The 6,071-nt window shown below is 70.4% G+C and carries 7 protein-coding genes; 1 reads left to right on the top strand and 6 read right to left on the bottom strand.

Going from position 1 to position 6,071, the window contains the following annotated elements; all coding sequences use genetic code 11:
• Nucleotides 1–155 precede the first annotated feature (155 nt).
• A complete protein-coding gene (locus tag ACFV6V_RS27935; RefSeq protein ID WP_385570295.1) occupies nucleotides 156–557 on the bottom strand; it encodes a cyclic nucleotide-binding/CBS domain-containing protein in 402 nt (133 codons plus the stop codon).
• Between the two features lie 196 nt (nucleotides 558–753).
• Complete coding sequence (gene hisN, locus ACFV6V_RS27930; protein ID WP_385570292.1) at nucleotides 754–1,554, bottom strand: histidinol-phosphatase; 801 nt, start codon at nucleotides 1,552–1,554, stop codon at nucleotides 754–756.
• 130 nt (nucleotides 1,555–1,684) lie between these two features.
• Here hisN and ACFV6V_RS27925 point away from each other — a divergent pair, with 130 nt between their 5' ends.
• Complete coding sequence (locus ACFV6V_RS27925) at nucleotides 1,685–2,344, top strand: TetR/AcrR family transcriptional regulator (RefSeq protein WP_385570290.1); 660 nt, start codon at nucleotides 1,685–1,687, stop codon at nucleotides 2,342–2,344.
• Here the strand turns inward: ACFV6V_RS27925 and ACFV6V_RS27920 are convergent.
• The 4 genes from ACFV6V_RS27920 to ACFV6V_RS27905 all read right to left on the bottom strand — a co-directional run bounded on the left by ACFV6V_RS27920 (nucleotide 2,310) and on the right by ACFV6V_RS27905 (nucleotide 6,068).
• Nucleotides 2,310–2,633, bottom strand: coding sequence for a DMT family transporter (locus tag ACFV6V_RS27920; protein WP_385570287.1), 324 nt, complete (start codon nucleotides 2,631–2,633; stop codon nucleotides 2,310–2,312). The genes ACFV6V_RS27925 and ACFV6V_RS27920 overlap by 35 nt on opposite strands.
• 243 nt (nucleotides 2,634–2,876) lie before the next feature.
• Complete coding sequence (rsgA, locus tag ACFV6V_RS27915) at nucleotides 2,877–3,914, bottom strand: ribosome small subunit-dependent GTPase A (RefSeq protein ID WP_385570284.1); 1,038 nt, start codon at nucleotides 3,912–3,914, stop codon at nucleotides 2,877–2,879.
• A gap of 16 nt (nucleotides 3,915–3,930) precedes the next feature.
• The gene (gene aroA, locus ACFV6V_RS27910; RefSeq protein WP_385570282.1) at nucleotides 3,931–5,271 is read right to left on the bottom strand and encodes a 3-phosphoshikimate 1-carboxyvinyltransferase; all 1,341 of its coding nucleotides are present in this window, start codon (nucleotides 5,269–5,271) and stop codon (nucleotides 3,931–3,933) included.
• A gap of 104 nt (nucleotides 5,272–5,375) precedes the next feature.
• Nucleotides 5,376–6,068 carry a M50 family metallopeptidase gene (locus tag ACFV6V_RS27905; RefSeq protein ID WP_385570280.1) on the bottom strand — a complete coding sequence of 231 codons (693 nt, stop codon included), beginning with the start codon at nucleotides 6,066–6,068 and terminating at the stop codon, nucleotides 5,376–5,378.
• Nucleotides 6,069–6,071 lie beyond the last annotated feature (3 nt).

Raw genomic sequence — 6,071 nt, 5'->3', positions numbered from 1 at the left:
TCGGTATCACCAAAACTGTCTGGGGGGTTACTTAGACTTTGCATTTTTTTGTTTCGACCAATTTCGGGTGGGGGCCGGGCCCCCGGGGGGGGCCCCGGCCCTCTCGTATGCGCCGGTTTGCTGCGGCTTGGTCGTCCAACCGTCTTCGGCCGCGCCTACCCCGTGAGCGTCGTCGTGCGCTGCCGCGTCGGTGCCCAGCAGCGGATGATGTCACGTACGGAGACGATGCCGATGGGCTCGCCGCCGTCGAGCACGATGAGATGGCGGAAGCCGCCGTGGGTCATGGCTTCTGCGGCCTCGTCCAGTGTCCAGGAGGGGGCGGCGAAGACGACGTCGGTGGTCGTGTGGGCGCCTGATGCTTCGTGGTCGGGGTCCTGGCCCGCGCCGAGCGAGTTCAGGATGTCGCGCTCGGTGATGATGCCGAGGCCGCTGGTGTCGGGGTCGAAGACGATGGCCGCTCCGACGCGGCGGCCGGCCATCAGCCGTGCTGCCTGCCGGAGGGTGTGGGCGGGGCCGATGCTGAGAACCACCGTGCTCATGGCGTCACGGACGAGCATGGATGGAGCCACCTCCTTGGTGAACCCCCCGGGGTGGACGGGACTCGGCGCCCCGACGGGCGCCTGAGAAATCTTTCACAAGTTCACAAGTGGGGGGACTCTCAGAGTCGCAGTGATTCCGGATGCCAACAAGGGGTGGCGCGTGGCCCGTCAGGGGCGTGCGGGGGCGCGTGGGCGAAGTCGCCGTCGGAAGTTCTCAGTGATGCGGGTTGAGGAAGCCGAGCAGTTCGTCGTGCAGCAGTCCGTTCGACGCTGCCGCGTTGCCGCTGTGGGGCCCCGGAGTGCCGTCGAGCCCGGTGAACCTACCCCCCGCCTCCTGGACGATGATCGCGTTGGCCGCCATGTCCCACAGGGACAGCTCCGGCTCGGCGCAGATGTCCACCGAGCCCTCGGCGACCATCATGTACGGCCAGAAGTCACCGTACGCACGGGTGCGCCACACCGAACGGGTCAGATCCAGGAAGCCGTCCAGCCTGCCGCGCTCCTCCCAGCCGCTCAGCGAGGAGTACGCGAAGGAGGCGTCGGAGAGCCCGGAGACCTTGGAGACACTCAGCCGTGTCGCCGACAGGAGGCTGCGGCCCGAAAAGGCGCCGGCGCCTTTCGCCGCCCACCAGCGACGTCCCAGCGCAGGTGCGGAGACCACTCCGACGACCGGATGGTAGCCGCCCTCACCGGCCTCCATCAGCGAGATCAGGGTCGCCCAGACGGGCACGCCGCGAACGTAGTTCTTGGTCCCGTCGATGGGGTCGATGACCCAGCGCCGAGGTCCCGTGCCCTCGATGCCGTACTCCTCGCCGAGGACCGCGTCACGCGGCCTGGCGCGCTGGAGCTGGAAGCGGATCAGCTCCTCGGCCGCCTTGTCGGCCTCGCTCACGGGTGTCATGTCCGGCTTGGTCTCGACCTTGAGGTCAAGGGCCTTGAACCGGTCCATCGTCACCGCGTCCGCGGCGTCCGCCAGGACATGGGCAAGACGCAGATCATCGTGGTAGTCGGCCATGGCCGCACTCTACTGCCGTGGTGGACAGGCGGGATTCGGAGGCCCTCTTGACGATGTGTGGCGATACGTCAACTCTGGGCCCAGAGCCGCAGGTACGCGAGGCCCGCGAGGCCCCGCCCGGGAGGCCACGATGCCCACAACCCGCGAAGCACTACTGAACGCCGCCTTGACCGCGCTGTCCGAGCTGCCCTGGTCGGGGATCCGGATGGTCGATGTCGCCGTTGCCGCCGGAGTGTCCCGGCAGACGCTGTACAACGAGTTCGGCAGCAAGGACGGCCTCGCTCGCGCTCTCATACGGCGCGAGGCCGATGGCTATCTCCATGGAGTGGACCGGCTCCTGGGTCGGGACCGGGCGGCGAACTGCGCCGAGCGGCTGGCGGCGATCGCCGAGTGGACTGTGGGCGAGGCCCGCTCCAGGCCGCTGCTGCGCGCTCTGCTCACCGGCTGCTGGGGCGAACACCTTCCCGCGCCTCGCGCCGCCCGGCCCGTGTCGCGCGCCATCGTGCCCGCACAGCGGCGGGCCGACGCCGGCCATCCGGCACCCGGGGAGCTGGTCGCCTCTGTACGGGACCGCATCGTCGCCGTGTTCGAGCATGAAGGCAGGGGACGTGGCAGGGAGGAGCCCGCGCAGCTGGCGCGACGCTGTGAGCTGGCCATCAGGCTCGCGCTGTCCTGTGTCGTCGCACCACCATCCGGGGGTGTCGCAGGCGTCGGTCCACTGATCCGTCACATGGCCGGTGGTGGCGCCAACGGCGTCATTGGCTCGAACCCGAGAGCTGGAGGCCGATGACCCCGGCGATCACCAGCGTGATGGAGACGATCTTGAGTGTGGAGGTGACCTCGTTCAGGAAGATCATGCCGTAGATCGCCGTCCCGGCCGCGCCGATACCGGTCCACACCGCGTACGCGGGACCCACGTCGAGCTTGCGCAGGGAGAGGGTGAGCAGGCCGAAGCTGCCCAGGGCGAACACCGCGAACGCGATCGTCGGCCACAACCGCGTGAAACCGTGCGAGAGCTTGAGACAGACCGCGAATCCCGTCTCCAGGAGCCCGGCAACCACTACGAGCAGCCACGCCATCGTGTGTGCCTCCCGCGTCGGTGACTGCTTCGTGTCACTTGGTGCGATTATGCACTTACCAGCGGCGGTCACCCGCAAACGTGCACGCCATGATCATCCGCGCGTCGCCCGTCCGATCGCCGGCAACGCACGGTGTGGCCGCCTCTTCGGCAGCACACGCCCGGACCGGACCCAGGTCCTGTCCGGGCCCAGGCCGTGGTTGAGAACTGGCCTCGCGAGCCAGGCGGGAGTTCTCAATACGGCCTAGTCGCCGTCGCGCCGCTCGCGGGTGGCCAGCAGTCGCCGCAGGGAGTACAGGCGCGCGGGATCGGCATGTCCCTGCTCCACCCACTCGTCGAGCGCACAGTCGGGCTCGTCGTGCGAACAGGCGCGCGGACAGCCCTCCGTGCCCGGCTCCAGGTCCGGGAAGGCGTGGATGACCCGGGAGGGGTCGATGTGGTGCAGCCCGAAGGAACGCACTCCGGGGGTGTCGATGACCCATCCCTCGAGTCCTTCGGCCGGGGCGGCCCCGCCCACGCCCGCGAGCGGCAGTGCCAGGGCCGATGTCGTGGTGTGCCGGCCGCGGCCCGTGACCGCGTTGACATGGCCGGTCGAACGCCGCCGCTCCTCCGGCACCAGTGCGTTCACCAGCGTGGTCTTGCCGACGCCCGAATGCCCGACGAACGCGGTGGTCCGCCCGCCCAGATGCTCGCGGACCCGGTCGGCCGCGTCTCCTCCGTACAGCTCCTCGCGCGAGGTCACGACATAGGGGATGTCCAGTGCCCCGTACAGCTCCAGCAGCTTCTCCGGCCCGGCCAGATCCGATTTGGTCAGCACCAGGAGCGGCTCCAGACCGCCGTCGTAGGCCGCGACGAGACAGCGGTCGATCAGCCGGGGCCGGGGCTCGGGGTCGGCGAGTGCCGTGACGATGGCGAGTTGGTCGGCGTTGGCGACGACCACCCGCTCGTACGGGTCGTCGTCGTCTGCGGTGCGCCGCAGTACGGAGGCGCGCCCCTCGATGCGGACGATACGGGCGAGGGTGTCCTTGCCTCCTGAAAGGTCGCCGACCAGGCTGACCCGGTCACCGACGACGGCCGCCTTGCGGCCCAGTTCGCGGGCCTTCATCGCCATGATGGTGCGTCCGTCGACGAGGCAGGTGAGCCGGCCGCGGTCCACGGTGAGGACCATGCCCTCGGCGGCGTCCTCGTGCTTGGGCCGGATGTTCGTACGCGGGCGGTTGCCCTTGCGGTTGGGGCGTACGCGGACGTCGTCCTCGTCGGTGTGCTTTCCGTAGCGGCGCATGTCCTGCCGTCCCCGCTCAGTTGCCCGCGAGCATGTCGGTCCACATCCTCGGGAAGTCAGGCAGGGTCTTGGCCGTCGTCGCCACGTTCTCGATCTCAACCCCGGGGACGGCGAGCCCGATGATCGCACCCGCGGTGGCCATCCGGTGGTCGTCGTAGGTGTGGAACACCCCGTCGTGCAGCGGCCTGGGCCGGATGTGCAGCCCGTCCGCGGTCTCCGTGACATCGCCGCCGAGCTCGTTGATCTCCTTGGTGAGCGCGGCGAGACGGTCGGTCTCGTGCAGTCGCAGATGCGCGACACCGCGCAGAGTGGAGGGGGAGTCGGCGAGAGCCGCCACCGCGGCGATGCCCGGGGTCAGCTCGCCCACCTCGCCGAGGTCGACGTCGATGCCGTGGATCCTGCCGGTGCCGGTGAACGTCAGACCGGAGTCCGTCAGCTCACAGGAACCGCCCATCGCCGTGAAGATCTCCCGCAGTGCGTCACCGGGCTGGGTGGTCCGCTCCGGCCAGTCGGGGATGGTGACCCTGCCGCCCGTCACCAGGGCCGCGGCCAGGAACGGCTGGGCATTGGACAGATCCGGTTCCACGGTCAGATCGCGGCCGAGCAGGGCACCGCTGCGGACCCGCCACACATTGGGCTCGCCACCGGTCTCCGGCTCGTCGACCTGCGCCCCGACCGCGCGCAGCATGTCGACGGTCATCCGGATGTGCGGCATCGAGGGCAGCGTGGAGCCGGTGTGCCGCACTTCCACGCCCTGGTTGAAGCGTGGCGCGGACAGCAGCAGGGCGGACACGAACTGGGAGGACGACGAGGCGTCGATCTCGACCGGTCCGCCGTCCATCGCACCGCCGCCGTGCACGGTCAGCGGGAGGGCACCGCGGCCGTCGTCGTCGATCCGGGCGCCGAGGGCGCGCAGACCGTCGATCACACCGCCGAGCGGACGCTCGTACGACCGCGGGTCGCCGTCGAAGCGAATGGGCCCGTCGGCCAGGGCGGCCACGGGCGGCAGGAAGCGCATCACGGTGCCGGCGTTGCCGACGTCGACGGTGGCGGGGCCGTGCAGCCCGGCCGGGATGATCCGCCAGGCCTCGCCGCTGTCGGGGCCGCCGGTCGAGGTGGAGCTGGAGGAGACCTGCTCCTCGATGCCGACACCCATCGCCCGCAGGGCCTCGGCCATCAGCAGGGTGTCGCGTGAGCGCAGCGGGCGGCGCAGCCAGCCCGGCTCGGCGGCCAGCGCCGCGAGCACCAGCGCGCGGTTGGTGACGGACTTGGATCCGGGCACGGTGACCGTCGCACGGACGGGCCCGCTTGCGTGAGGGGCGGGCCAGGGGTCGGGGTGCACGGAGCTGTCGGTCATGGCCATCACTTTAGTGGTCCGCGGCAGCGGGAGCCGTTCCTCCGCCGGTCGTGGACTACGGCCACATGCGCTGGTCGCATACGCAGCTCAGGGACGTACGCGGCTCACAGGCCGAGCAGCCAGCGACCGCCCCCGATCAGCGAGCACAGTGACACGGCGTGGAAGAGGAAGAACCACATCGCGGGCGGCACATGCGTCAGCCGGGCCAGCTGGTCCGCGTCCGAGTCGGGCGCACCGCCGTGCCGCCGCTTCGACTGGAGCTCGAAGGCAGGCCGCACCCCGCCCAGCAGCAGGAACCACACCGCTGTGTACGCGAACCCCGCCTGCACCAGCGGGCCGGTCAGCCAGGACACCAGCAGGAAGGAGGCTCCGGTGAGGATCACGGTGAGCGCCCCGTAGGCATTGCGGATCATCACCAGCATCGCGACCAGCAGCGCGGTCGCCACCCACAGCAGCAGCGTGATCCGGTGCGCGGCGAGCAGCCAGGCGCCGCCCAGCCCGAGCAGCGGCGGGGCGGTGTAACCGGCCGCGGCGGTGAGGATCATGCCGAGACCCGTCGGCTTGCCCCGGCTGACGGTGAGTCCGCTGGTGTCGGAGTGCAGCCGGATGCCGTCCAGCCTGCGCCCGGTGACCAGGGCGATCAGCCCGTGCCCGCCCTCGTGGGCGATCGTGATCGCGTTCCGGGACAGCCGCCACACCACGCGCGGGGCCACCGCGGCGAGGGCGAGGGCGGCGGTGCCTATGACCAGCCACATGTCCGGGGCCGGCTGGGTGCCGAAGATTTCGGTGGTGGCCATTTT

This window comes from Streptomyces sp. NPDC059828, assembly GCF_042731955.1.
Taxonomy (GTDB): domain Bacteria; phylum Actinomycetota; class Actinomycetes; order Streptomycetales; family Streptomycetaceae; genus Streptomyces.
Note: the sequence above shows the minus strand (reverse complement) of the source record. Positions and strands in the feature narration are given on the sequence as shown.

Bases quoted from the DNA above. Each gene is read 5' to 3' on its own strand.
- ACFV6V_RS27935 (WP_385570295.1), bottom strand. From the start codon at position 557: ATGCTCGTCCGTGACGCCATGAGCACGGTGGTTCTCAGCATCGGCCCC.
- hisN (WP_385570292.1), bottom strand. From the start codon at position 1,554: ATGGCCGACTACCACGATGATCTGCGTCTTGCCCATGTCCTGGCGGAC.
- ACFV6V_RS27925 (WP_385570290.1), top strand. From the start codon at position 1,685: ATGCCCACAACCCGCGAAGCACTACTGAACGCCGCCTTGACCGCGCTG.
- ACFV6V_RS27920 (WP_385570287.1), bottom strand. From the start codon at position 2,633: ATGGCGTGGCTGCTCGTAGTGGTTGCCGGGCTCCTGGAGACGGGATTC.
- rsgA (WP_385570284.1), bottom strand. From the start codon at position 3,914: ATGCGCCGCTACGGAAAGCACACCGACGAGGACGACGTCCGCGTACGC.
- aroA (WP_385570282.1), bottom strand. From the start codon at position 5,271: ATGACCGACAGCTCCGTGCACCCCGACCCCTGGCCCGCCCCTCACGCA.
- ACFV6V_RS27905 (WP_385570280.1), bottom strand. From the start codon at position 6,068: ATGGCCACCACCGAAATCTTCGGCACCCAGCCGGCCCCGGACATGTGG.